Origin of the sequence: Filomicrobium sp. (assembly GCF_025698805.1) — a bacterium.
Classification (GTDB): Bacteria; Pseudomonadota; Alphaproteobacteria; order Rhizobiales; family Hyphomicrobiaceae; genus Filomicrobium; species Filomicrobium insigne.
The window spans coordinates 735131-758210 of record NZ_JAILWT010000003.1 but is presented as its reverse complement, the minus strand read 5'-3'; the positions used below and the strand labels follow the sequence as shown (position 1 = coordinate 758210).

The 23080-nt window shown below is 57.8% G+C and carries 20 protein-coding genes and 1 tRNA gene; 9 read left to right on the top strand and 12 right to left on the bottom strand.

Annotation, left to right across the window (positions count from 1 at the left end; translation table 11 throughout):
- Nucleotides 1-4: 4 nt before the first annotated feature.
- The 7 genes from K5845_RS10925 to K5845_RS10895 form a co-directional block, all read right to left on the bottom strand.
- Nucleotides 5-736, bottom strand: coding sequence for an ABC transporter ATP-binding protein (locus K5845_RS10925; RefSeq protein ID WP_287958975.1), 732 nt, complete (start codon nucleotides 734-736; stop codon nucleotides 5-7).
- 46 nt (nucleotides 737-782) lie between these two features.
- Nucleotides 783-989, bottom strand: a complete 207-nt coding sequence (locus tag K5845_RS10920; RefSeq protein ID WP_046479272.1) for a hypothetical protein — start codon at nucleotides 987-989, stop codon at nucleotides 783-785.
- Nucleotides 990-1025: 36 nt separating this feature from the next.
- Nucleotides 1026-1913, bottom strand: a complete 888-nt coding sequence (locus K5845_RS10915; RefSeq protein ID WP_046479271.1) for an ABC transporter ATP-binding protein — start codon at nucleotides 1911-1913, stop codon at nucleotides 1026-1028.
- A 49-nt stretch (nucleotides 1914-1962) separates the two neighbouring features.
- Entirely contained in the window at nucleotides 1963-2829 is an 867-nt protein-coding gene (locus K5845_RS10910; protein ID WP_046479270.1) for an ABC transporter permease, read from the bottom strand.
- A 27-nt stretch (nucleotides 2830-2856) separates the two neighbouring features.
- Nucleotides 2857-3738 (bottom strand): ABC transporter ATP-binding protein, encoded by an 882-nt coding sequence (locus tag K5845_RS10905; RefSeq protein ID WP_090228642.1) that lies wholly within the window; start codon nucleotides 3736-3738, stop codon nucleotides 2857-2859.
- Nucleotides 3739-3773: 35 nt separating this feature from the next.
- On the bottom strand, nucleotides 3774-4661 hold the full coding sequence (locus K5845_RS10900; protein WP_046479269.1) for an ABC transporter permease: 888 nt from the start codon (nucleotides 4659-4661) through the stop codon (nucleotides 3774-3776).
- Nucleotides 4662-4857: 196 nt separating this feature from the next.
- Complete coding sequence (locus K5845_RS10895; protein WP_046479268.1) at nucleotides 4858-5994, bottom strand: type 2 periplasmic-binding domain-containing protein; 1137 nt, start codon at nucleotides 5992-5994, stop codon at nucleotides 4858-4860.
- A gap of 777 nt (nucleotides 5995-6771) precedes the next feature.
- On the opposite strand from K5845_RS10895, the gene K5845_RS10890 reads away from it, so the two are divergent.
- The 7 genes from K5845_RS10890 to K5845_RS10860 all read left to right on the top strand — a co-directional run bounded on the left by K5845_RS10890 (nucleotide 6772) and on the right by K5845_RS10860 (nucleotide 12518).
- On the top strand, nucleotides 6772-8043 hold the full coding sequence (locus K5845_RS10890) for an aromatic ring-hydroxylating oxygenase subunit alpha (RefSeq protein ID WP_046479267.1): 1272 nt from the start codon (nucleotides 6772-6774) through the stop codon (nucleotides 8041-8043).
- A 186-nt stretch (nucleotides 8044-8229) separates the two neighbouring features.
- A complete protein-coding gene (locus K5845_RS10885) occupies nucleotides 8230-8721 on the top strand; it encodes an aromatic-ring-hydroxylating dioxygenase subunit beta (protein WP_046479266.1) in 492 nt (163 codons plus the stop codon).
- A 113-nt stretch (nucleotides 8722-8834) separates the two neighbouring features.
- Nucleotides 8835-9212, top strand: a complete 378-nt coding sequence (locus tag K5845_RS10880) for a Rieske 2Fe-2S domain-containing protein (protein ID WP_046479265.1) — start codon at nucleotides 8835-8837, stop codon at nucleotides 9210-9212.
- An 86-nt stretch (nucleotides 9213-9298) separates the two neighbouring features.
- Complete coding sequence (locus K5845_RS10875; protein WP_287958974.1) at nucleotides 9299-10345, top strand: 2Fe-2S iron-sulfur cluster-binding protein; 1047 nt, start codon at nucleotides 9299-9301, stop codon at nucleotides 10343-10345.
- 51 nt (nucleotides 10346-10396) lie between these two features.
- The gene (locus K5845_RS10870; RefSeq protein ID WP_046479264.1) at nucleotides 10397-11326 is read left to right on the top strand and encodes a sulfite exporter TauE/SafE family protein; all 930 of its coding nucleotides are present in this window, start codon (nucleotides 10397-10399) and stop codon (nucleotides 11324-11326) included.
- Complete coding sequence (locus tag K5845_RS10865) at nucleotides 11326-12276, top strand: TIGR02186 family protein (RefSeq protein WP_052743867.1); 951 nt, start codon at nucleotides 11326-11328, stop codon at nucleotides 12274-12276. Before K5845_RS10870 ends, K5845_RS10865 begins: the two co-directional genes overlap by 1 nt.
- Nucleotides 12277-12443: 167 nt before the next feature.
- Nucleotides 12444-12518: transfer RNA gene (locus K5845_RS10860), tRNA-Gln, on the top strand.
- Between the two features lie 214 nt (nucleotides 12519-12732).
- Here the strand turns inward: K5845_RS10860 and K5845_RS10855 are convergent.
- On the bottom strand, nucleotides 12733-14715 hold the full coding sequence (locus K5845_RS10855) for an acyl CoA:acetate/3-ketoacid CoA transferase (RefSeq protein ID WP_046479263.1): 1983 nt from the start codon (nucleotides 14713-14715) through the stop codon (nucleotides 12733-12735).
- 261 nt (nucleotides 14716-14976) lie between these two features.
- On the opposite strand from K5845_RS10855, the gene K5845_RS10850 reads away from it, so the two are divergent.
- Nucleotides 14977-15195: a hypothetical protein gene (locus tag K5845_RS10850; RefSeq protein WP_287958973.1), complete on the top strand. Its 219-nt coding sequence runs from the start codon at nucleotides 14977-14979 to the stop codon at nucleotides 15193-15195.
- 162 nt (nucleotides 15196-15357) lie between these two features.
- On the opposite strand, the gene K5845_RS10845 is transcribed toward K5845_RS10850, so the two are convergent.
- From K5845_RS10845 to K5845_RS10835, 3 genes are all read right to left on the bottom strand, one after another.
- Entirely contained in the window at nucleotides 15358-16383 is a 1026-nt protein-coding gene (locus K5845_RS10845) for a DUF1254 domain-containing protein (protein WP_090229358.1), read from the bottom strand.
- 11 nt (nucleotides 16384-16394) lie between these two features.
- Nucleotides 16395-17804, bottom strand: coding sequence for a DUF1254 domain-containing protein (locus tag K5845_RS10840; protein WP_090228652.1), 1410 nt, complete (start codon nucleotides 17802-17804; stop codon nucleotides 16395-16397).
- 188 nt (nucleotides 17805-17992) lie between these two features.
- The gene (locus K5845_RS10835) at nucleotides 17993-20308 is read right to left on the bottom strand and encodes a Tex family protein (protein WP_287958972.1); all 2316 of its coding nucleotides are present in this window, start codon (nucleotides 20306-20308) and stop codon (nucleotides 17993-17995) included.
- A gap of 321 nt (nucleotides 20309-20629) precedes the next feature.
- Between K5845_RS10835 and K5845_RS10830 the strand changes: the two genes are divergently transcribed.
- Nucleotides 20630-21640 (top strand): asparaginase, encoded by a 1011-nt coding sequence (locus tag K5845_RS10830; RefSeq protein ID WP_046479262.1) that lies wholly within the window; start codon nucleotides 20630-20632, stop codon nucleotides 21638-21640.
- 80 nt (nucleotides 21641-21720) lie between these two features.
- Here K5845_RS10830 and K5845_RS10825 read toward each other — a convergent pair whose 3' ends face one another.
- Complete coding sequence (locus K5845_RS10825) at nucleotides 21721-23055, bottom strand: TIGR03808 family TAT-translocated repetitive protein (RefSeq protein WP_287958971.1); 1335 nt, start codon at nucleotides 23053-23055, stop codon at nucleotides 21721-21723.
- Nucleotides 23056-23080 lie beyond the last annotated feature (25 nt).

Genomic DNA, 23080 nt, shown 5'->3' with positions numbered 1-23080 from the left:
GGCATCACGGCACAGCGTGCGCGGCGCCGGGTTGCGTCAGGCGTAAGAACGCGGGCGCAAGCCGGCCGGACGCATCGACCACGTCGGCTTTTCGGGTATCGGCAACGACGCGTCCCTCAGCGAGGAGGATCAAATGATCACACAACTCTTCGGCCTCTTCGAGAATATGTGTCGACATCAGGATGGTTTTACGTGAGCTGAGTTCCGCGAGCAATTTGCGCAGGTGCGTCTTCTGCAAGGGATCCAGGCCATCTGTCGGTTCATCGAGGATCAACACCGGTGGATCGTGTATGAGCGCTTGCCCCAGCCAGGCGCGTTGTCGCCATCCTTTGGAGAGCTGGCCGAGTGTCTGTCCGAGCGCGGGCCCAAGCCCGATCATATCCACGACTCGGGAGATGGCGTCCCGACACGGCTTTCCATGAAAACCGCGAGCTTCAGCAGCGAAAATGAGAAACTCTAAGATTGTGAGGCTGGTAAATCCGTTGGCGGCTTCGGGAAGATAGCCGAGACATGCGCGTGCTTCGAGCGGATTGCGATCAATGTCATAGCCGCCAATGCTTGCGGTCCCGCGGTCGGCCGCCAAGCATCCGGTGAGAAGTCGCATGGTGGTCGACTTACCTGCACCGTTAGGGCCCAAAAAGCCTGTTACCGCTCCCGGTTCCGCGCTGAAGCTGACGTCCTTGACAACATCATGCGCAGCGAAGCTCTTGCAAAGTCCCCGGGCCTCGATCTGCATATAGGAGTACGTATCCTCTGCATCAGCAGTAATCGCGGGCGAGATATCACTGATCGGACATGAAGCCCGCGATTATGAAAAACACCACGCTAAGCACAGTGAGGACGTATCCCACCACCGTCAACGAGCGTGATGCTTTTGTGGGTTCGTCCGGCTTCGCCATATAGCTGCCGGCCGTAACGAGAAGCGCACCGGTGATCGCCAATGCGATGACCACCGGGCGCTGCGTTATCAGAGCTAGAAACTCTAGCACGTGTTTCTACTTCCGTAACTTCTTCTACCGATCCGACTAGGCATTCGGCTGTGCAGTGTAGTTCTCGGTGAAGTCCGAAGACACACCCGTCGACGAGAAGCTGCGCATCGCCTCGTCATGCAGGATGCTCATAGCCTCGCGTTTATAGTCATAAGCTTCTTGCGAGTTGAGCATCGAGTAGTGACGTGGGCGCGGCAACCGGATGTCGATCACCTTGCGGACCTGCGCTGGCCGGTTGGACAGAATAACCAGACGGTCTGCGAGGAAGATCGCTTCATCGATTTCTGAAGTCACGAACAAGTTCGTACGGTGGTTTTCTTCAAACAACCGCAAGAAGAATTCCTGCATCAGACCACGAGACATGGCGTCCAGACCACGGAACGGTTCGTCCATGATCAGGATGCTTGGCTTGTTGATCAGCGCGCGTGCAAGTTCTGCACGGCGTTGCATGCCGCCCGAAAGCTGAAGGGGATACTTGTGCATGAACTCATAAAGACCAACCTTCGCCAGCAGGCGTTCGGCTTCGTCTTTAAGTTCCTTGCCCCGCATGTCTCCGCGCAGCTTGGGACCAAATACAACGTTTTCGTACGTGGTCTGCCACGGCATCAAAGCCGTTTCCTGGAAAACGACCATGCGGTCTTTGCCAGGTCCCGTTACGCGCTTGCCGTCCAGTAGAATCTCACCGCTGTCTGGCCGTTCGAAACCGGCGATGAGATTGACCAACGTGGACTTGCCGCAACCTGACGGCCCCACCACAACGGTGAGGTCGCCCGGCGTTAGCTCAAAGCTAATGTCCTCGATAACGGTCTGCTCGTCCCACTCTTCACCGTAGGACTTGGAAACGTTCCGCAACTCGACCTTGGACTTACCAATGGCATAGTCCTTGGACGCGGCGGCTGCTCCTTTGGAGTTCTCTTGTTGCATTTTTTGCTACCTTTTCTTGAACACTCGGTCACGAACTATGGACACGAGGTCAGAACATCCGTTTCCAGGGCATGAACCAGTCTCCGAGCGCACGGATCGCGGATGATGACAGGAAGCCCGCAATACCGATCGAGATCATGCCGACGACGATCTGCGTAAGCGAGCCGCCCATGTACGAGTTCCAGATGAAGAACCCGAGGCCGCCGCCACCCTGCGTACCACCGCCCGAGATCATCTCGGCCGCAAGAACGACTTCCCACGTAATACCCATGCCGACTGCAGCACCGGTGAAGATCGAAGGCAGCGTAGCGGGCAGGACGATCCGCGAGAACAGGTGCCACTGCGATGCGCCCATGGACTGCGCGGCGCGCAGGTAGCGAACATCGATAGATCTTGCGCCACCAAGCACGTTGATCACGATCGTGAAGAACGCACCAAGGAACGTAACGAATGCGATCGACATTTCGTTGGTGGGCCAGAAGATCAGAGAAGCGGGAACCCACGCCAGCGGCGGAATTGGACGAAGGATCTCAAAGGGTGGGAAGAACAAGTCGCGGAAGTACTTGTTCACGGCAAGAAGCAGCCCGAACGGAATACCGAGGGCCATAGCCACCAAGAAGCCCGACAAAACGCGCCGGAAGCTTTCATACCAGCTGTTCCAGTAACCAGCCTTCGGTAGAACCTCGAGCCAGGCAACTGCGACATCCGTTGGTGGAGGGATGAGACCGACAAAAGGAACGGTCCATGCTTCACCGAGCCATTCGTCCATCCGGGACCCAACTTCCCAGACACACAGGAACACGATGACGGCGGTGACACCGCGCCAGAAAGAAACATTTTGGATAAGTTTCTCCAGCTTCGAGCGGCGACGCGGCAATGCGTAGGCGCCTGAGCTGGATTGTGCGACATCAGTCATGACTTTGTTTCGACTCCCCGCTCTTAGTTACGCAAGCTCGCGTTCGCCGGCTTCGAACGCTTTGATTGCTTCTTCGTGGACGGCTTCGTTGACTTCTTCCATGAGCACCCGGAATTGCTCGGAGGATTGCACGGCGTAGGAACGTGGCCGTGGAATGTCGACGTTAACCGTCTTCTTCAATTGGCACGGACGTGTCGTGACGATATGCACCTTGTCGCCAAGGAAAATTGCTTCTTCGAGGTCGTGGGTAATGAAGAAGATCGTCACCTTCGTGCGGTCATAGGTCTCGAGCAGTGACTCGTGCATGATAGATTTCGTCAGCGCGTCCATCGCTCGGTACGGCTCATCGAGCAGCAGAACTTTGGGATCGTTGATCAATGCGCGTACGATTTCGGCACGCCGTGCCATACCTGATGACACTTCGCCCGGATACTTGTTGCCAACGTCGCCGAGACCAGCGTCGGCAAGCATATGCCGAGCCTTTTCCATCGCGAGGGACTTGGACAGCGCGCCCTGCACGATAGGACCGTAGGCAACGTTTTCAGCCAGCGTTTTCCATGGGAACAGAGCACCGTGCTGGAACACGACCATGCGATCTGCGCCCTGTTTGGCTTTTGGCTTGCCTGGACCGCAAAGAAGTTCGCCATCCAGACGGATTTCACCGGAGGTAATGGAGTGGAAGCCGGCGATCGCGTTGAGTAGGGTTGTCTTCCCGCAACCAGACGGCCCGACGATCATGCAGACTTCACCGCCTGCAATCTCCATGGAGGCATTGTCAACGGCCATCACGTTGACGCCCTCGGGGTCGTAAATCTTGGTAACGTTGCGGATGCTGATAGCGCCCTTCAAAGCTTGCTCAGGCTTCTTATGCGGCGTTCCAGCTTCGGAAAATGGAGCGGACACGTTCATGAGATTTCTGTGCCTTTCGACTTTTATGTTTTCGATCAGCGACCTTGAAGCGCGAGCTCGCGCACGTGCCACTGCATGAGATAGTTACCCAGGCTGCGTACCAGGATGGAGGTAAGCCAGCCGATGAGGCCTAGCGTGAGCATGCCGATCACCATCGGAATGGTGACGCTGTTCACGTAGGAGTCGACGATGAGATAGCCGAGACCGTGATCACCGGAGACCATTTCAGCAGCAACCAGCGAGAACCAAGCCACACCGATTGAAATCTGAAGGCCCGTAAAGATGAATGGCAGAGCTCCGGGAACGACGACGTTCTTGAAGATGTCCCAGTTGCTGGAACCAAGGCAGCCGGCGGCGCGGAAATACTCTTCGTCGATCGACTCCACGCCAAGCATCGTGTTGAGCGTGGTAACGAAGAGCGAAGCCAGCGTTGCCAGGAAGATAACGGGTGCCTCAAAGCCTGGGAGCATGAGAATAGCCAATGGAACCCAAGCAAGGATAGGAATTGGCCGGAGCGTCTCAAGAATTGGGAAGATATAATCCCGGATCTTCTTAGACCAGCCCATGAAGAGCCCCAGAGGAACACCTACGCCGGTGGCGATTGCGAAAGCGATCGCGATGCGCCGACAGCTCACATAGATGTGATTCCAGTAGGCTTCCGTGAAGATGGAAATACCCTGGAAGGGCTCGGGCGAGAACCAGTCGCGGGCGACTGCGACTGGACCGGGGATCTTATCAAAGCGGTCTACGCGTAGTCCCTCGCACAATAACCAGTAGACGAAGATCCACAGGCCGACACCGGCGATCGTGAGGTACGGCGTCGGAGTAGAAAAAGATTTCTTCAGCCGGTAAAGAAATAGCGCGAACCCCTTGGGAGGGGCGGTGCGCCGCGTATTTTTTGATTTTGATGCTGCTTGAGCCATGGTGAAGCGCACTTTCCAGCTTTAGGACTCGCCGTTTAGGTCGAGCTTTTGGGGCGTAATGCGGCCCGGTTTCTTTCTGTGTCTTAGGGGTGGTTTGTGAGCCGGATTGAGTGTCGCGCGTCTTCGACGTCTTTTTCACCCAATCCGGCCACTTTAGGTCGGAGCCTCCGCAAAGGCTCCGACAATCGGCTTCGGCTTACTGCTTGAAGTCCGACATGGGGCGCGTCTTGATCTCACCGAGAGGCGCCGACAGCCCCCGCTCTTTCATCAGTTCCTCGGCAAATTGGAACTGCATGGCGTCAGGCCGAATTTTCTCTTCGGCTGCGGGCTTTTGAGGCAGGCTGTACAGATACGCAGTCGCATCATCAAGAAGCTTTTTCACGCGATCCGTTGCAACAAAATCGAGCCGAATCTTGGTCTGACCCACCTGGGGCTCAGCGCCGCCGTAAAGAGCAGCCCACAAAATTTTACGGTCGATTTGCTCGGTTTGCTGCTCTGCCATCTTCGAAACGGCGTCGGCATTGTTGAGGTCAGCAAGAAAGAGCTGAGCGTCAAGCTCGGCATTGAGCCAACCTTTAACGACGTCAGGGCGTTGTTGGATCAGGTCATTGAGCATGACCATGAAGCCGCCGTCGACAATGTCGAAATCTTCACCCGAAGCCACGCGGCGGGCGATACCTTTCAGCTCGATCTTGCTGGCTGTGGGTTCCCAGATGGCGGCGGCATCAAGCTTTTTCGCTGTGAAGTTGGTGGTGATTACCTCGATGCTCTGGTTCAGGTACCGCTTTGGTTTTATGCCCGTAATGTCGAACGCGCGACGGGCAAAACGGTCGGTGCAGGCGCCGAACGGTGCGGAAATGGTTTTGCCATCCATCCACTTGACCGCATCCGTACCGGACTTGAATTCCGGGGCGTCGTTGCGGACGAGAAAGATGTTGCACTGTTGCTTCGAGGTACCCAGCGTGGAGACGATGCGGATATCGGTGCCGCCACGGTTGGGAAGGTTGCGGAATGTGGCAGCGATCGCCGGCATATCGCCGACATACCCGATGTGCTGCTTTTCACCGGTCATCGCGTTCACGATAACCGCACCCTGCAGACCGACTTGGAAATCAGCCGTAGAGCCTTCAGGTAAGTATTTCTTCCAGAGTTCTTTGCCGTTGACGACAATACCGGACCAAGAACCCGTGTAGTACGGCTGATAGCCTACGACGAGATTAACCGGTTCTCCGGCCTTGCCAAACTGAACATCGGCGGAGCTAGGGGCCGACGCAAGCAGCATAGCTGCCGACGCGAGGGCAGCTGACGTAACGCTTTTCGCAAACAATTTCATTCGTTTCCTCCAGAAACATTGTGTGACAGCGCCAAAGCTTCTTTATTTTTTTATTCAACTTTTCGGATGACGGCGGTTTGCGCTTTGCCCGTCACCCAGCTTTGGGCGGTTTGTTTTTTGCCTTTCTGTGCAGTTCTCCCTTCTATGCATCCCCGACGATGCGGTTGAGTTCAACGTGGCGGCCATCTTATTGTTTTTAAACGATAAATACCGCCTCTATTCGGTCGTGTTTTCAGTGTCTGCACGAGTGCTTAACGACACTGAGACACTGCAAAGCAATTCCTGATCAGAACTCGCAAAGTGAATCCCGCAACGTGGTGCAATTGCGCCGTGTAAAACCATGACCTGTAAAATTGTTCGTTTTGATCTCCTCATATCTCAAGCCTATCAAGGTTGGGCCAACATCCATATTGCCGAATATGATTAGCCTTCCGTCGCTCGCCCCTGCGGAGGCGCGAGCCCGTAGAATGAGCCCGGTTTGCGGGGCTTTGCAAACCCAAATTACCCTCAGCGAACCAGCTAATATCTGATTTGCAAGTTCGATCATGTGATAGGAACTTTTAATCCCATCGATATGGCGACTCCCACTCTTCTTTGTTATTTAAGATAGACATGAACCGGCCGTGTATCCGCCAAGTGTCTGCAGTGATTGATACTTGGAGACTGGAAAACACGGAGCGGCGGCGGAGGCGGCCGATAGTCGGCCTTCCGAAGGATTTGTCTGCGACATGCGTCCGCGCGACAGGAATTAACATCCGGACGCTTGAGGAGGAACTGATGCCAGCAAGGAATCACAGTCAGTGGACCGCGGAACCACCGCTCCAACAGGGTGAGTGGGTTGATAGCCGGATCTACTCGGACCAGGAGATCTTCGAGGAAGAGAACGAAAAGCTTTTTAAGCATATTTGGGTGCCCGTTTGTCACGAGTCTGAGCTGCCAAATGCTTACGACTTCCGCACGACGAGCATCGCGCGTGAGCCGATTATTATCGTTCGTGGTGCCGACAATGAAGTTCGCGCCTTTCTGAACGTCTGTCCGCACCGTGGCATGATGATTGAGCGTCGCCCGTCAGGTAGCTTCCTCGAGGGGCAGCCGTCCGGTAACCCCAAGCGCATGACCTGCATGTTCCACGCATGGCAGTTCGACATGAAGGGCAACTGCGTATACGTCGCCCGTGAGCAGGAAGGTTATCAGGATCGTCTTTGCAAAGAGAACGTCGGTCTCCGTCGTCTTCGTTGCGAAGTTAAGTTCGGTGGTTTTGTCTGGGTCAACCTGGATGATAGCCCAAAGGTGTCGCTCGAAGAGTGGGCTGGCCCCGCATTCGAATGCCTCCGCGAGACGCTCGATGCCGAGCCGCTCGAGGTTTTCCACTATCACAAGGCGATCGTGAATACGAACTACAAGCTGTGGCATGACACCAACAGCGAGTTCTATCACGACTTCATGCACTACCATAACCGCGTGACCGGCTTTAACGATGCGTACTTCGCACGCAAAAACGAAGCCTTCGATAACGGTCACGTTGTTGTTGGTACGTTCACCGTGAACTACGAGAACTACGAAGGGTTCGAAAGCCGCGCGGAACTGTCGTTCCCGCATCTGCCGCCGAACCAGTGGTACATGATCGACTTGTTCCCGGGCTTCAACTTCAACCTGCGCGGTTCTGCGCTGCGTTGTGACACTGTTACGCCCTTGGGTCCAAATCAGGTTTTGATCGAGTTCCGTGGGCTTGGCTTGAAGCGTGATACGCCGGAAGAGCGCATGACGCGTATCAACCACCACAACTCCATCTGGGGTCCGTTCGGTCGTAACCTGCACGAAGACCTTGTTGGTGTTGTTGGTCAGGGCGCTACGATGGCTCCAAAGTCTGAGCCCCGTCGCATTCTCCATGGTCGTCAGGAAAACCAGACGATCCACGACGAGAACGGCATGCGTCACTACTACGAAGAGTGGGGCCGTTGGATCAACCGTTCGCCAACGAACCCGACGCAGCCTTACACGCCGCGCGCCGGAGCTGCTGGTGACGCTGCAGTAGCAGCGGCTGAGTAATCCCAGGCGGGCTTGTGCCCGCCTGCATCGGGCGGCCCGGCATTGGGCCGCCCGTATTGATCACCGCAAGCGTACTTTGAAAGATGACAGTCAGCAGAGATCTACGCCCGTATTGACGGATCTCTTCTACGCGCCCGAGATACGGGTATTGACTGTCGGCACTTTGGCTTCTTGGGAGGACCACTAATGAATAAGAACGGCGCAGACGCCGCATCGAAAGTGCGCGATACGATCTATCGCGCGACTGTTGCGCTGGATGATGAGAAGTGGAACGACTGGCTCGGTCTTTGCGACGAGAGCTTTCATTATGCCATCACGGCCTTCAGCCCTGAAATCAATAAGGACATGATCTACCTGCAGGGCAGCCGGAAGGAGATGGAAACCCTCGTAAGCCATCTGCCGAAGCACAATACGGACCATTCCTGGTTGCGTCGCCACACGTCCGTCTACACCGTGGATGTCGAAGATGATAAGGCGACCGCGGTTAGCTCGTTTGTCGTCTATATGAACGTGTTGGATGGCTTCAATTCGCATATCGAGGCCGGTGAAAGCCGCCTGTTCCTGACCGGCAAGTACTACGATACGTTTAAGCTGGACAACGGTGAGGCCAAGTTTGTGAAGCGGGAAGTCAAAATCGACAACCGCCGCCTCGATAAGGGTTCGCACTGGCCAATCTAAGGCCGCGATCCTACGCCCTAGAGCAAAAAGCTACTATTCTGGGATGACACCGTCCGTATCGGGCAGCGAACAAAGCTGCCCGTTAGGCGCCTCGTGTCCGAAAGGGAAAACTTATGAGCTGGATCAAAGTGTGTGCGGCTTCGGACGTACCAAAAAACACCTGTCACAAGGTGTGGGTTGAGGGCATCTCGGTGCTCGTCGTCAACTATGGAGAGGGGTTCCGGGTTATGCCGCCGATTTGCCCTCACATGGAAGAACCGCTGGAAGAGTCCGGTGTCGTCGCGAATTGTGTGCTCACATGCACCAAACACCTGTGGGCGTGGGACTTGCGCACGCTCGAGATGGACGGTAGCGAGACTGAGAAGCCGTTGAAGACCTATGACGTCAAGGAAGAAAACGGCGACGTCTATGCCTTCATCGAGGGTGAGATCGTCTATGAGTTCGACGACGAAGACGATATGGACGACGACTCCTTCTTCACGAACGCCTAACGCGAACGGGGCTTGAGGGACAGCGCGCTGCGTGCGTGCTCAAGCCTTTTCTTCCGCTTCCCACTTTTACAAGTGCTGGATGGCCAATGAAAATAAAACTGGAAACAAAATCGGGCGTCTTCACCTACACAGGTGACTGCTCTGAACCCATACTTTTCTCGGGCCTGTCTGCCGGGCTCAGCCTTCCTTACGAATGTGCGACCGGCACGTGCGGAAGCTGCCGCGCTCGTGTCATGGATGGTTCGGTGGAGATGGCTTGGCCGGAAGCGCCCGGCGCTGCGAAGCTCAAGCGCGACAAGGGCGACGTCTTGATGTGCCAGGCGCGCGCCAACAGCGATTGCGTGCTGCGGGTGCCGGCGAACGTTACGCAAGCAACCGATCTGAGCGCTGCCCCTAAATGGCGTGTCGCGCGTATCGCTGTGGCCCGTCAGCTTACGGCGGATGTAATCCACTTTGACCTTACGCTTTCGAGTCCCATGACCTTCAAGGCCGGCCAGTTCGCTGTGGTCGAGACGCCAGATGTTCTCGGTGGCCGGGCGTATTCAATGGTCAATTACGTGGAAGGGACGAACGAGTTGTCGTTTGTCGTGAAGCGTAAGCCGGGCGGTGGATTCTCCGAGTGGCTGTTTGCCAACGAGTTGGTGGGCAAGGAGCTCAAGATTTTTGGACCCTTAGGAGCTGCAACCTTCGGTCCGGAAGACCAGAAGGACTTCATCGGCATCGCTGGTGGGTCGGGGATCGCCGGGATTATGTCCATTCTCGAGCGGGCAACACTAACGGAGCATTTCCGGAAGCATAAGGGATATATATTCTTCGGGGTCCGTACGCTTGCCGATGGTTTCTACGTCAAGGAGCTTGCCGATTACGTCGATAAGGCGCAAGGAGCTCTGGAAGTAACCTTGGCGCTGTCGGATGAGGCCCCCGCTTCTCCGACGCATCCTGAATTCCCGCAGGTTCGCCTGGATGGTGGATTTGTCCATGAGGCAGCGAAGCGGGCCATGGAAGGGCGTTATGGCGACAATGCAATGGGCTATGTTGCCGGACCGCCACCCATGGTTGACGGGGCACTAAGATTATTGCTTACAGAGGCGCGGCTACCGCCGCAATCAATACGTTACGACAAGTTCGCATAGTCGTGGGGAGGCTGCGTACTCGTTGTCGGGGATCGAGATTGACCAGCTGACATGAACATTTATCTGCCTATCGCCGAGATGTCCGCGAACATATTTGTGTTCTTGGGTATGGGGGGCGCAGTCGGTTTTCTTTCTGGAATGTTTGGAGTTGGAGGCGGGTTCTTGATGACCCCGCTTCTGATCTTTTCCGGAATTCCTCCGGCTGTGGCTGTTGGAACGGAAGCCGCACAGATCGTGGCGTCATCGGCATCTGGTGCAATTGCCCAGTACCGACGCAAGAATGTCGACATCAAGATGGGCGTCATCTTGCTGGTCGGCGGTATCATGGGTTCGATGGTCGGCGTACAGGTCGTCAAGATCCTGCGTGCTCAGGGCCAGTTCGAATTACTCGTTTCGATCGTATACGTTGTGTTTCTAGGCCTGATCGGCTCGTTGATGCTGATCGAAAGCCTCAACACGATGCGAAAAGCTAAGGCGGGCAAACAGGTTTCGGCCCGTCGTCCGGGCCAGCACAGCTGGATCCACGGCCTGCCTTACAAGATCCGCTTCCATAGATCGAAGCTGTACATCAGCGCGGTGCCACCGCTGCTCATCGGTATCCTTGTCGGGTTCATGTCTGCAATCATGGGCGTTGGTGGCGGTTTCATCATCGTTCCCGCGATGATCTATCTGCTGCGGATGCCGACCTCGGTCGTTGTGGGTACTTCACTCTTTCAGGTCGTGTTCGTGACGGCTGCGACAACCATCTTGCACGCCATCACCAACATGAACGTCGACATCGTTCTGGCTCTGCTTCTGATGGCGGGTGGTGTGATCGGCGCGCAGTTCGGCGCGGTGGCCGGCGAGAAGCTCAAGGGCGAACAGCTTCGCTTCTTGTTGGCGGGTCTCGTGCTGCTTGTGGGTGTCCGTATGGGCTGGGATCTCTTTATCCCGCCGGAAGAGCTCTACTCACTGAGCGGTATTGCCGGAGGGGGACACTGATGCAACGGGCACAGAATATGGCAAGCGGATTGGAAGCGGAGCGACGCCCGTTCTCCCGCTATGCGGTTTATGCTGTCGTTGGCTTTGTTCTGGGGGCGACTGCTCTTGCAGCTGCCTTCTATTTCTGGTGGTCCCAGAACCGCGCCAATATCAGCCAACCTTCTACCCCCCCAGCGGCGGTCAGCGACACGACTGAAGCTGCCCGTGGTGTCCAGCGCAGCTACGTGGAAGGCATCTCCGTGGAAGCCGATGTCGCGGCTCGCAGTGTCGCTGTGACGTCATCCTTCCATGGCGCGGAGATCGTTCTGTTCGGTGCCATTGACGACTCCAACTTCTCCCGTATTGGCAACGCGCCCTATGATGTCGTCGTGGCCATTCAGGGCCGGGACGAACAGGTCGTCCTGCGTAAAAAGAACAACGTCGCGGGCATGTGGATCAATACGGAATCCGCGAGCTTTAAAGATGTTCCTAGCTTCTATGCACTTCAGTCGTCACGCCCGCTAGCGGAGATCGCGGGAAGTGCATTTTATAGCAAGCATAATATCGGCATCGAGAACCTACTCAGCAGCCCGTCGAACGGAGCCGGCGCCTTGTCGGCGGCTGAGAGGAAAGGGTATGCGGAAGCATTGCTGCGGTTGAAAAAGAAAAACGGCCTGTATGTTGAGCGTGAAAACAGCGTCACCTTCAACGGGCGCGTACTTTTCCGCTCAACGATCGATCTGCCGCCGAGCGTTCTGGTGGGCAATCTCATCGCTCGTGTCTACTTGATCCGCGATGAGGAAATGCTGGCGAGCTATACCTCAAAGATCAGGATGGAACGCCAAGGCCTTATGCGTCTCATGCACCAGCTCGCATTCTCGCATCAGCTTTTGTATGGCATACTCGCCGTTGCCCTGGCTGCCGCCGCAGGAATCGGCGCATCTATGGTCTTCCGCAAGTCGGGTCACTAACAAGCCACAGGCGAGTTGATTGGTTTCATCTTGGCGGGCCGGCCGAAGGGCCTGCCAAGGTGCGACACGAAGTACAGGCTGGGAGTTCTCCCCTTTTTTAGCGCCCAGCCTCGCGTTTGCCGCACTTGAAACCCGGCGAAAACGCTGTAAAAGACCATCCGGTCTGATGGGGCGTAGCCAAGTGGTAAGGCAGCGGTTTTTGGTACCGCCATTCCCAGGTTCGAATCCTGGCGCCCCAGCCAATATTTGCAGTCGGTCCCGACCGTCTGCGCCGCGCATTCCCAAAGCGCTTTCAGGCAGCCATCCCCAACCTGCACAGCTGTTCACGCCACGCGTACGGATGAAGAGTGACAGGGCGTCAGACGTTGCCGCTCTGTCTGCTTTGCGCACAGTGCCGAGGCAGGGGATGCGGAGACGGCCAGGGCAATCTCCGCGATCCAGCTAACACCTCGCGACCTACCCCTTAGCCTTCCAATTCACGAGCCCATCCCAATCGTCTTCAAGACCGGCGGGTGACTTTGCGGCGTGAGCTTCATCGCCACTCTCGAAGATATGAGGCTGCAGTCCGCGCTTGGATACGGCATCCTGCATCTTGAGATGCATGAACGCGCTCGTGGTATAGCGCGCCATGGTCGCGTAGTAGCGCTTCATCATGAAATCGACGAGCTCGGCATAATCATCTTGCAGGTCGTCCGCGATGCGGCAGCCATCCTGATTGACGACGGCATTAACCCGCTTGCCCGCCTTCTCGCACCCATCCACCAGAACCTGCCTGAGGTCGGCCAGATCGCTCTGCTTGCGCATGGCCCAGCCCTCAAGGTTGAGGAACAGGATATTCCGGGCTTTATCGTAACTGACCCGTTCGGGCAGGTTCCTGTTGGTGAGCTCCGCCAACAATTCCATCGGCTCATCCCGGAAGATGCGCGCGTTCATTAGGATCGGCGCTTTGATCACGGGCGTGAACGCCATGTGAGGCAGGATGTCTTTGTCGATGTCGATGCCTGGTGCGACTTCGATGAGTTCCAACCCTTCGAGCGTGAGTCGGAAGACGCAGCGTTCCGTAACATAGAGCACGGGCTGTGCGCGCATTGCGGCGTAGGTGCCAGAGAACGTGATTTGCTCGACTCGCTTTACGAACTTCTGCGCGCGCCCCTCTTGCAGGATGCGCAGCTTGCCGTCCTCGATCGCGATCTTCAGGCCGCCCGCCGTAAACGTCCCTGCAAACACGACAGCACGGGAGTTCTGCGAGATGTCGATAAAGCCGCCACAGCCGTTCAGACGGCCGCCGAAACGGCTCGTGTTGACGTTTCCGCTCTCACTGCATTCGGCCATGCCGAGACACGTGAGGTCCAGACCGCCCCCGTGATAGAAGTCAAACATCTGGTTCTGGTCGATGACTGCATGCGCGTTGGCCGCAGAGCCGAAGCTTGAGCCGCCGGCAAGCACGCCGCCGACAGCGCCGGCTTCCGTCGTCATGACGATATAGGGGGTGACCTTTTCCTCGTTGGCGACCGACGCGACGCCATCAGGTGCACCAACGCCGAGGTTGATGACACCGTTCGGCGGCAGCTCGAACGCGGCACGCCGGGCAATGATCTTGCGCTCATTGAGAGGCATCCTGGCCATGTTCTCGACGGGGACGCGGGTTTCGCCGGAGAGTGCGGGATTGTAAACAACCCCGTAGTTCATGCGGTGCATCTCGGGCGGATCGGCGACGACGACACAATCCACGAGAACGCCGGGAACCTTGACATCCTTCGGCTTGAGCGAACCTTCGGCGACAATGCGTTCAACCTGCGCGATGACGAGGCCACCATTGTTGTGCGCAGCCATGGCCTGGGCGAGAACGTCGAGCGTCAGGGCCTCCTTCTCCATGCTCAGGTTGCCGGAGGGGTCGGCGCTGGTGGCACGGATCAAGGCCACGTTGATGGGCGTCGCCTTATAGAAGAGCCACTCCTGTCCGGCGACCTCGATCAAATTGACGATGTCCTCAGTCGTTACGTCATTGACCTTACCGCCGCCAAGGCGCGGATCGACGTAGGTGTGCAGCCCGACCTTGGAGAAGAGACCGGGCGAACCTGCAGCACACGAGCGGTAAAGCTTGGCGATGATCCCTTGCGGCAGATTATAGGCTTGGATCTTGTTGTTCTGGGCGGCCTCCGCGACCTTCGGCATGCGGCCGAAGTTTGCCGCGATGACGCGCGACAAAAGCCCTTCGTGGTGCAGGCGGCCGGTGCCGAGACCTTTGCTGTCTCCGGCGCCCGCGCACATGATGAGGGTGAGGCCGCGTGGACCGCCGCTACGCACAAAGCGGTTTTCAAGCGCTGCATGCAGCGCTTCGGGAATGCAGCTCTGCACGAACCCGGTGGTGGTCACCACATCGTTGTCGTTGATCAGAGCAATGGCGTCTTCAGCAGTAATAACCTTGTTTTTCAACACTGTTCGCGTTTCCCCTGACACAACCTGTCGGCACGGCGGTCGTTTTTTATAGGGCGCGCGCGTTTGTCTTTAGCAGCCGATCAAGCGCCCATTTTTTCCAACGCCGCATAATACGTCGCTGTCCGTTTTAACGGCGCTTGTCATCCGGGCAGGATGACGAGGCCGATGAAACGGACGCCAAGAATAGATCATGTCTGTGCTCTGATGGAGTGCGGTTTCGCGTAGCAGTTGCGAAAAACTACGCCTTTAGTGGTATGCCACATGCCAGGGTTGTGGGCGGACGCCAGAGGTCAAACCGTCTCTGCTGGGGCTCTTGTCCGCGTTGAGAAGGCACGCTTCGTAAAGGCAGCAAACGACCTTTTGAGAAGCGTGCGCGGTACCGGCCTGCCTGTCGCCACCTATGTCGTCGTGCATGAGGCTGCTGCAAGTGCCCGGGACTATGGCGGCCTGGCCCAAGAGGATCGTCAATTGGCGGTGTAAAGAGCCGCTCCGATCCGTGACGACAAACGGCGAGAAATCGGATCTTACCAGCAGCGTCGGATTCATGTAGCGGAGCCGCGGTCCGCTTTGCGCCATAAGCGGCCATCGGCTGGGGCCTGCTCATCCGCGAAAGGTTGGCGCGGCCAGTGGATCGATAACATCTCAACCGCCTGGCTGCGGCTCCGGGAAGGTCCAGGAGCCGTCCAGAATCTCAGCGCGCGGCCGATAGAGGCGAACAGTGTAGTTCCAGCCCTTCATAATCGGCAGGCAGTTGGGGATCTTTCCGTCGCAGCCGCCAAACTGAATCTCGATCGTCCCGTCGTCGTTCTTCTCGGCGGTGATGTTGTTGACCGAATATGCGTCGTAGTGGTTCTTCTCGAAGTAGCCGTCCCCATTGTAAAGGCTCACCGACCAGAACCCGTCCACTGGCACATCCCCCACCTGTAGCTTGTAGACGGTATTGCCGTCGTTCCCGTCGGGCGTGACGTTTAGATAGAAAGCATCCTTGTCCGGGTTGCCGCCCCACCCTGCGGCCGTGCCCAGCAGATGCCGGATTGGATCGACTTCTTCCCTGGAACCGAAGGCCTTTTTGAAATCGGGAAGCGTCGACTGAAGAATCAGAAGCGCATCGCGTACTTTCTTCTGGCTGGCCTGATCCCAGTTCGGGATCTCGAAGCTGCCGCGGCTCGCCTGATCGATCTTGATCGCATCCTGAAGCGCGTGGACAGTTTTAACGTCTTCCTGGTCTGAGGGATTGACCACCGTCCGGATGGCGATGACAGCGTATCGGGTGCCGACTGTTTCCTTTTCAAGCGTCACCGGCCCGGCGCCGTAGTGAACCATCGGCACATAGTGATCTTCGGTCAGTACCATGAGCGACATGAAGCGGCTGCCGGCATCGGGCATGGTAACGGTGACCGACCCGGCGTCGAGATCGAACACTGCGGAGGAATAGAGAGTATCGCGATTGAGCCGGATGACGGACTGATTGTCGATGTCGGCTGGCTCGCGGCGGTGCGTCAATTGCCCGAAGCCATCCTCCTTCACCACGTTGCTGAAATAAAGGTCCGATTCGGCCCGGGCAAAGTTATCGACACTGACGGGAATTGGTTCGTCTTCCGCTGCCGCCGCAGGCAGAGCAAGAAGCGCAGCGGCGCCGAGCACGGCGATGTATATGTTCCGTTTCACTTCAGACTCCTTCAGTTTGCCGGCTGGAGCGGCGGGGTTTTCCACGCACCGTCGAGCGCTTCCTGCTTCGGCCAGTAGAGCCGCATTACCAAGAAGAATTGCCCCGCGGGAGCGGGAAGCCAGTTCGATTCCTCGCTCGTGCCGGGAGACTCGTGTTGCACGTAGAGAGTATATCCGCCGTCAGCATCCGTTTTAAGGCTCGGAAGCATCGGCGAGTTGATCAAGTAGCGGTTGATCGGGTTCGCGTAGAGCAAGCTTGCGGGAAGCTCGTATAGCGTGAGCGACCAAAAGGCGTTCACCGGCGGCAGCTCGCCGGGTGTAAAGCGGATCGTGTATCGATCGGATCCGGCGAGAGGCTGACCGCCGGCATCGACGAAGTAGGCCGGATAAAGAGCCTCCTCTTTCGAGTTGCCGTAGATTCCGAGCACAGCGCTTGCCATGCGATCGAGATAGCGGCCGTCGAGGAACGCGCGGGTGCCGAAACCATCGGCGCTCGACACTTTTCCGGTGTCGATCTCGTTCTTCTTGTAGCTCTCGAACTCCGCCCAGGCGTCCGCCATCCCGTCCTCGATCGCCTTCCGCATCTCAGGCGAGAGCGCTGCCGCATCAAATGCCTTGCCAGGCTCGATGCCAATCTTGGCAAAGCGCTTCCGAAGCTCCACTTCGGCGGGGTTGGTGGGGCAGAACTGCAGGATGAAGTTGAGCTGGTTGAAGAAGGCGAGCGAGGACTTTTCCTCTTCGGCCAAGATGGGCTTTGGAAAATCGATTGCGGGTGCCGCCGGGGGCGCGGACCCACCGACAAAGACCGAGAGCGGCTCAACCTTGTACCCCGCCTGGATCTTCTCGACGCTGCCGATGTCCTCCAGACTGAAAAGCTGGGTGCGGTACAGGATAAAGGCGAAGTCCGTCTCGGATCGGATGACTGCCTTGATGCCCGACGGTGTCTCGCCGCTCCAGTTCGGCCCCGACAGCAGAAAGCTACCGGCCTCATTACCGGTCGCGCGGCTGCCTACGTAGGCAAAGTTGAAGGTGTACATATCGATGAACTGCAGCGAGTAGTAACGCGCCTCCTCGACAGCCGGGACGGTCAGGACGATAGGCTCGGCGCGAAGGTCAGCGCCGACATAGGAATACGGTGTATCGGAATTAGGTGTCTGGATCGCCTTGTCCTCGGGTGTGTAGACCCGGGCGTTGTTATAGATCGTATTCCAGGGCGCCTTGAATTCAGCGCCGCCATTGTCGACGAAATACGAATACTGGATGCGGTAGCTGTCGACCAGCGGGAAGCCCCAGGTGTAGGCCTCCTTTGCAATGGCCCGCGTTTCCTTCGGCGAAATCGTCTGGCTCAGCGCCGAGCCGGTGAATACCAATGCCCCGAAGACCAGACTGGCTCCAAAGATGCGGCGGACCATTTTTTGCATCCCGCGACTTCCCTCCGTTCGGTTGCAATTTCCAACCTAGAACAATCCCCAATACATGGCCATCGCCGCATCTAAAAGACCCAGCAACAGCCGCCTTGGGGCAAAGGCAGAATTTGCGGCGACGGATTATGAAGTCCGCTTTAACCCTGAAAGAACCGCCATAACTGAGCAGAGCGCGCCGCCACCCCTCACCCCTTCTCCTGCCCCTGCGCACGCTTGAACGCAGCGGCAAATGCGGATTCGCCGCCGGAGGGAGCGGTCTGCGGGGGCCGTGAGGTTGAGCGCTGCGCGCCTCGCGACGTATCACGGCCCGCCTGCGAGGACGGTCCTGACGATGTCCCATCGATTGCACCAGACTTCATGGTAAGCGCGATGCGTTTGCGGTCGACATCGACGTCCTTTACCCGTACGCGCACGACATCACCCGCTTTCACCACCTCGCGCGGGTCCTTCACGAACCGGTCGGCCAATTCCGAGATGTGCACGAGCCCGTCCTGATGCACGCCGATATCGACGAATGCACCGAAGGCCGCGACGTTCGTCACGACGCCCTCAAGAGCCATGCCCGGGTGCAAGTCGGCGATTTTCTCGACACCTTCCTTGAATTCGGCGGTTTTGAATTCTGGCCGTGGATCGCGCCCCGGCTTTTCAAGTTCCGAGAGGATGTCGATGACAGTCGGCGTACCGAAGCGCTCGTCAGCAAATTGTTTGGGATCGAGAGACTTCAGGAATGCGCCGTCGCCGATCATGGCTTTGAGGGGCCGCTTGGTCGTCTCAGCGATCCGCTCCACGACGGCATAGGCCTCGGGGTGAACAGCAGAGGCGTCGAGCGGGTTCGCGCCGTTCATGATGCGCAGGAACCCGGCCGCTTGTTCAAAGGCCTTGGGCCCGAGCCGCGCCACTTTCTTGATCTCGGAGCGCTTCTTGAAGGCGCCATTCTCGTTCCGGTGCAGCACGATGTTTTGCGCGATGGTGGCATTGAGACCGGCAACGCGTGCCAACAAAGGAGCAGAGGCCATGTTGACGTCGACGCCCACCGAGTTCACGCAATCCTCGACGACAGCGTCGAGCGAGCGGCCAAGCGCGGTCTGATTGACGTCGTGCTGATACTGGCCGACGCCGATAGCCTTGGGCTCGATCTTGACCAGTTCCGCCAGCGGATCCTGCAGGCGCCGCGCAATGGAGACCGCGCCGCGCAGGGACACGTCGAGATTGGGAAATTCTTGGCTAGCGAGTTCGGATGCCGAATAAACCGACGCGCCAGCTTCCGAGACCATGATTTTTGCGAGCTTGAGCTCCGCATGTTTCTTCATCAGGTCGCCGACAAGCTTATCGGTCTCCCGGCTGGCCGTGCCGTTTCCAATCGCGATGAGATTGACTTTGTGTTTGGCGCAAAGCGCCGCGAGCACCGCCAGAGAGCCAGCCCAATCGTTGCGGGGCTCGTGCGGATAGATCGTGGCCGTATCGAGCAGCTTGCCCGTATGATCGACGACGGCAACTTTGACGCCCGTGCGAATGCCGGGGTCCAGCCCCATCGTCACCCGCGCGCCGGCAGGCGCAGCAAGGAGCAAATCCTTGAGGTTGGACTTGAAAACTCCGATAGCGGCAGTGTCGGCATCTTCTTTCAGTCGCACCATCAGGTCCGTGGAAAGCGAGCCGTGTAGCTTCTTCCAGGTGAGGCGGGCCGTCTCGACAAGCCAGCTATCAGCAGGACGGTTCCGGTCGGCGATGTTGGCCGCCGCCCTAATCTTCATGTCCGCCGGGTGGGGCTGTCGCCCTTCGACAGAAACGTCGAGGTTAAGGCTGAGAAATCCCTCATTCTGACCGCGTAAAAGGGCCAGCGCTCTGTGGGAAGGAACGTCACGGACAGGCTGGCTGAAATCGAAGTAGTCCGAGAACTTGGCGCCCTCGTCCTGTTTGCCCTTGATGACCTTCGAAGTGAGAACGCCGTTGCTCCACAGCCATTGTCGCAAATCGCCCACAAGCGCGGCGTCTTCGGCAATGCGTTCGATCAGAATAGCGCGCGCGCCATCGAGCGCGCCCTTGGCGTCCACGACGCCCTGTTCAGCGTTGATGAATTTCGTGGCTTCCTGCGAGGGATCGCGTGTTGGATCGTTGATAAGCATGTCGGCGAGAGGCTCAAGCCCCGCCTCGCGTGCAATCTGGGCTTTCGTGCGCCGCTTGGGCTTGAAGGGCGCATAAAGGTCCTCCAGCTCGACCTTACTTTCCGCAGCGCGGATTGAGCGCTCAAGCTCGGGCGTCAGCTTGTCTTGCTCTGTAATGCTTTTCAGCACGGTTGCCCGGCGTTGCTCTAGCTCAGTGAGATAACCGAGGCGTTCCTCAAGCTTGCGCAATTGCGTGTCGTCGAGACCGCCGGTCTTCTCTTTCCGGTAACGTGCGATAAATGGCACAGTCGCCCCTTCGCCGAGCAGGTCGACGGCTGCGGTGACTTGGGCAAGTTGAACATCCAGTTCTTTGGCGATACGGGCATTAATAGCGTTCAAGAGCTGTCCCTTAACAAGCAAACGACGAGAGATCGCGAAGGAGTAGCGCGGTTATCCCTAGATCCAAATAGGGGCTGGCCGCGGCACGACAATGGTGCGCTCATATAGCCGAATCGATGGCACGCGGACGCGGAACATAAGCGGGTCTGGCGGAAGCAAAAATGGGGTTTAGTGTCCCTGACCAAGAAATTGGCGGTCTGGCCGTAGTGCGAAAGGCCTAGAACGGGGCAAAAACATTTGACATGGCCCGGAGAATTGCGAGTTTGCGGGCAAAATGAGCCTGCCATGTCACGAGCGGCCGTTCAAAGTGTTGAGGCATCAATGAGCAATCCCATCCTGATCGAGGTCACCCGTGGTGCCTTGATCGAGAGCACGCACACGGGTGCGTTGGCCATCGCCCGCACGGATCAGAGCCTGGCCCTGAGCCTGGGGAACGTGACACGTCCCGTATTTCCACGCTCATCCATCAAGTCGATCCAGTGTCTGCCGTTGATAGAATCGGGGGCGGCGGAACACTATGGCTTCGATGCCGCCGATATTGCTCTGGCCTGCGCGTCCCATGTCGGCAGTGAGCGTCACGCCAGCCTGGCGGCCGCGATGCTGAAGAAGATCAGCCTGGGGGAGGATGCGCTTGGGTGCGGCGTGCATTCACCGCTTGGCGCATCCGCCGCCAAAGCCCTTTGGCGATCAGGCAACGAACCAAATCAGCTGCATAACAACTGCTCGGGCAAGCATGCAGGCATGCTCGCGACCGCAAAGCATCTCGGAGAGGACATAACCGGATACTGGCTGCCGGAACATCCCGTACAGAAACGCGTGCACGAGATCATGGCAAGCATGAGCGACCTTCCGCTGGGCAATGATGTCATGGGAATCGATGGTTGTTCGGTTCCGAACTGGGCCCTGCCACTGTCGACCTTGGCCGGCATGTTTGCGCGGCTGGTGACGGGAGAAGGTCTGTCCTCCGAGCGCGCCTCGGCCTTTCGTACGATCATGTCGGCCTGCTGGAGCGAACCTGAACTGGTCGCAGGTCCCGGGCGGGCCGATAGCGTCGTCATGCGCAAGCTCTCCGGACGTGTCTTTATGAAGACAGGCGCCGAAGGTGTGTATTGCGGCGGCTTCCCTGAGCTTGGGCTAGGGTTTGCTTTGAAGATCGACGATGGCACGACACGCGCGTCAGCCGGTACGGCATTGGCGCTCGTCGAACGCGTCATTCCCGAGACGCCCGACCTGATGCAGCGCAATGTCTTGAAGAGCTGGCGGGGCGCTGAAGTTGGAACGATCCGCACAGCCCCCGCGCTGGAGCGCGCCTTTGATCAGTTGAAGATCTAGAAGCACGAGCAGGCAAATCGAAGTGCTTCCGGAAAAGTGGACACACGTTTTCCGATAAGAAGCACAACCAAACAAAGCCCCTAGACGGCCAGATTGCCGAAGATCGACACGCGCCCCGTTTGCGTGGTCGTTGTCGAAAGATCTGGTCCGATCACACGGCCATGATCCATTGCGCGGATCGCCCCGTTTCGCGAGCCTGAAATCATGTTGCCGGAAACAAGGCAGGCTCCGGCGTCTTTGTCTGCGGAAATCATGATGCCGACGCTCGCCTCCCGGATTACGTTCCCCGTCGCCGAGACGTTGCGCATGTAAGCACCCCAGCCGATTGCGAGACCAGCGGTCGCCGCCTCCTCGATCGTATTGCCCGTTACGGTCGCGTCGGCCTCGACGGTGATGCCCTCGCCGCGTTTGTCGACCGGCTCGTGCTCACGCCGGAATAGATTGCGCACAAGATTGCCCTGCACCACCGCAAGCCGTCCGCCCTCATTGAAGTTGGTGACGGCGATACCGGTGGCCGCCGTATCCACGAGGTTCTGCGAAATCACCGCGCCTTCAAAGCCAAACTCCGCGTAAAGCGCGACCTCGCCGAGCCTTTGGCACGTATTGCCGACAATCTGAATGTTCGACGCGGCGTTGCCCCGTACAGCGGAAAACGCGCAATCGCTGATCTTGTTGTTGGCGACAGTCACGTTGTTTGCGCGAAAGACGTTGATGCCGTTGCCGTTCGGCCCGTCGCCACCGTCTCTGGCCGTAACGTGTGAGATGCGATTGCCGGAGACCATCGTGCTGTCATCGCCCGCATGCGAGCGCCAAACTTGAATGCCGTTATTGCCGCAATGGGCAATGGTGTTTCGGGTGATTTCAAGCCCCGCGGAATCCAAAGCGAAAATGCCGACGGCGCCGATTTCTGAGATCATGCAACCTTCAATGCGGCCCGCACAGGCCCGAACACGAAGCGCTGAGCCTGAAGCTCCCTGAATCTCCAGATTTTCGAGCCGTATGTTCTGACAGTCCTCCAGCGATACGACGTGTTGAACCTGTCCACTGCCCTCAAGCCGTATCCCCTCAATGACAATATTCGATACGTTGCGTGCGGAGATGATGCTCTCGGCGTTAGCGCCCACGAGCGCCGTCGTGCCGTGAGCTCCAATCAGCCGCGTGCCGTTTCTCAATTCCAGCCCGCCTACGACAAAGCGGCCAGCGGGAAGCAGGACAGGGCGACCCGCGGCGTACGCGACGTCGATTGCATCTTGTAGAACAGCGGCTTGATCTCGGGCGGAGCCGGACCGCAACTTGAGCGCAGATCCGTCATCGACGGCAGCCGCTTGTGTCGGGCGCGCGGCAACCGAGGTGGCGCCAAGAGCGAAGGCAAGGCCGGTACTCGTCGCCAGAACGGCTCTGCGATTGAAATCCATAGGGAAGCGGCTCCGCGGTCATGAT

Bases quoted from the DNA above. Each gene is read 5' to 3' on its own strand.
- K5845_RS10850 (WP_287958973.1), top strand. From the start codon at position 14,977: ATGCCAGGGTTGTGGGCGGACGCCAGAGGTCAAACCGTCTCTGCTGGG.
- K5845_RS10905 (WP_090228642.1), bottom strand. From the start codon at position 3,738: ATGAACGTGTCCGCTCCATTTTCCGAAGCTGGAACGCCGCATAAGAAG.
- K5845_RS10830 (WP_046479262.1), top strand. From the start codon at position 20,630: ATGAGCAATCCCATCCTGATCGAGGTCACCCGTGGTGCCTTGATCGAG.
- K5845_RS10885 (WP_046479266.1), top strand. From the start codon at position 8,230: ATGAATAAGAACGGCGCAGACGCCGCATCGAAAGTGCGCGATACGATC.
- K5845_RS10865 (WP_052743867.1), top strand. From the start codon at position 11,326: ATGCAACGGGCACAGAATATGGCAAGCGGATTGGAAGCGGAGCGACGC.
- K5845_RS10915 (WP_046479271.1), bottom strand. From the start codon at position 1,913: ATGCAACAAGAGAACTCCAAAGGAGCAGCCGCCGCGTCCAAGGACTAT.
- K5845_RS10870 (WP_046479264.1), top strand. From the start codon at position 10,397: ATGAACATTTATCTGCCTATCGCCGAGATGTCCGCGAACATATTTGTG.
- K5845_RS10825 (WP_287958971.1), bottom strand. From the start codon at position 23,055: ATGGATTTCAATCGCAGAGCCGTTCTGGCGACGAGTACCGGCCTTGCC.
- K5845_RS10900 (WP_046479269.1), bottom strand. From the start codon at position 4,661: ATGGCTCAAGCAGCATCAAAATCAAAAAATACGCGGCGCACCGCCCCT.
- K5845_RS10890 (WP_046479267.1), top strand. From the start codon at position 6,772: ATGCCAGCAAGGAATCACAGTCAGTGGACCGCGGAACCACCGCTCCAA.
- K5845_RS10895 (WP_046479268.1), bottom strand. From the start codon at position 5,994: ATGAAATTGTTTGCGAAAAGCGTTACGTCAGCTGCCCTCGCGTCGGCA.
- K5845_RS10840 (WP_090228652.1), bottom strand. From the start codon at position 17,804: ATGCAAAAAATGGTCCGCCGCATCTTTGGAGCCAGTCTGGTCTTCGGG.
- K5845_RS10910 (WP_046479270.1), bottom strand. From the start codon at position 2,829: ATGACTGATGTCGCACAATCCAGCTCAGGCGCCTACGCATTGCCGCGT.
- K5845_RS10875 (WP_287958974.1), top strand. From the start codon at position 9,299: ATGAAAATAAAACTGGAAACAAAATCGGGCGTCTTCACCTACACAGGT.
- K5845_RS10925 (WP_287958975.1), bottom strand. From the start codon at position 736: ATGCAGATCGAGGCCCGGGGACTTTGCAAGAGCTTCGCTGCGCATGAT.
- K5845_RS10880 (WP_046479265.1), top strand. From the start codon at position 8,835: ATGAGCTGGATCAAAGTGTGTGCGGCTTCGGACGTACCAAAAAACACC.